Here is a 1,827-nt window from a genome sequence, read left to right as displayed (position 1 = left end):
CTGCAGCTGGATTACTTCAACAACACGACGGGAACGCGCCGCTTCACCCATACCTACGACGCCAATGGCAACCGGCTGTCGACGGTCGACGGGGCAGGCAACCGGACGGAGTGGGATTACGACACGGCCTACAAGCTCTATGTCGTGGCCGAGCGTGCACCAAAATACTTTGCCAATGGCAGCCTTGCGGCCGATACCCGTTTCGTTACCAGCTATGCCAATGACAATGTCTGCGGCAAACCATCGAAGAAGACCGATTGGAACGGCATTGCCGAGACCTACAGCTACGATCCCTATTGCCGGCCCTATGACACGGTGAATGCCGGGACGGGCAGCTTCACAAAGGTCCGCTATACCAACGAGGGCAATCCTACCAGCCAGGCGGTTACGGTGTACACACCAGGTGCGACCGAGAGCACTGTTACCCAGGTGTTCCAGCAGACCTATTACGACGGTCTCGGCCGGCCCTATAACGTGCAGTCCTATGGGGATGTGGCAGCAAACCCAAGACGGGTGACCGAGACAGGCTACGATGCGCGCGGCAACGTCAAGCAGGTGGCCCTGCCTCGCTTTGTCGGCGAGACAGCCCAGTGGACGGTCAACAGCTATGACTGGCAGGACCGGGTGGTCAAGACTGTCAACCCGGATGCGTCGCAACGGGCCTATACCTATGCGGTGCAGCCTGCTGCATCGGTGCCCGGCTCGACCAACCTGCCCGTGCTCGAGCAGCGGATGAACAACGAGGAAGGCAAGGTCAGCCGCAGCTATCTCGACAAGGACAACAATGTCATCCTGACCTCGGGCAATCTCAACAATGCCTGGGTCAACGAGGTGCGCAGCTATGACGTGGTCGGCCGCCTGACCGGTGTGCGCGATCACAGCGGCGCGGTGTGGACCTACACCTATGACCTGATTGGCAACCGCCTGACGGCCAGCGATCCGGATCTGGGCAACTGGTCCTATGCCTACGACAATGCCAATCGCCTGGTCACCCAGACCGATGCCCGCGGTGTCGTCACCACACTCGCCTATGACCAGATGGGCCGGTTGCTGACCAAGCAGGTGAAGGACACCGACGGTGTCACCATCGTGCTTGCCACCAATAGCTACGATACCGCAGCCTCTGGTGTCGGTGCTGCCCCCTTCCTCAATGTCGGGCTTCTGACCGTTTCCACCAACGGATCGGCGACCCAGCGCTTCAGCCAGTCGCTGACCGGTACGGGAACGGTCACCACCACCCAGACGGAGATCGACGGGCTCATCCAGACCACCACCGATCGCAAGGGCAAGGCGGGTCTCACCCTGTCGCGCTCCTATAGTCCCGGTGCGGTCGACGTCGGCACGACGACTGATCCCTGGACCTACAATGCCAACAACATGCTGGTCACCATTCCAGGCTATGTGACGGCGGCGTCTTACGAAGCGGACGGTCAGACGAAGTCGATCTCTTATGCCAATGGCGTGGCGACCACCTTTACCTATCTGCCCCAGCGCGACTGGCTGACCCGGGTGACGACGAAGAAGGGGACGGTCTCGCTTCTCGACAGCCAGTATACCCGCGACAAGCTCGGCCGGATCAAATCCATCACCGGTCTCACCCCGGCGGAGAACTGGACCTATGCCTATGACGACATCAGCCGGCTCGTCACGGCGACCAATGCCGGCGATGCCAGCCTGTCGGAGACCTATACCTACTCGCTGACCGGCAACCTTTTGTCGCGCACCAAGATGGGCACCTATACCTATCCGGCTGGCAATGCAGTACGGCCGCATGCGGCCACCAAGATCGGCACCAAAGTGCTCAGCTACGATGCCAATGGCAACATG

The 1,827-nt window shown here is 60.6% G+C and carries 1 protein-coding gene; it reads left to right on the top strand.

The features are described from left to right. The coding region (locus HNQ72_RS30375; RefSeq protein WP_183998375.1) for an RHS repeat protein at positions 1-1,827 on the top strand (1,827 nt) is incomplete at both ends.

Origin of the sequence: Aliirhizobium wenxiniae (assembly GCF_014201355.1) — a bacterium.
Lineage (GTDB): Bacteria > Pseudomonadota > Alphaproteobacteria > Rhizobiales > Rhizobiaceae > Neorhizobium > Neorhizobium wenxiniae.
Note: the sequence above shows the minus strand (reverse complement) of the source record. Positions and strands in the feature narration are given on the sequence as shown.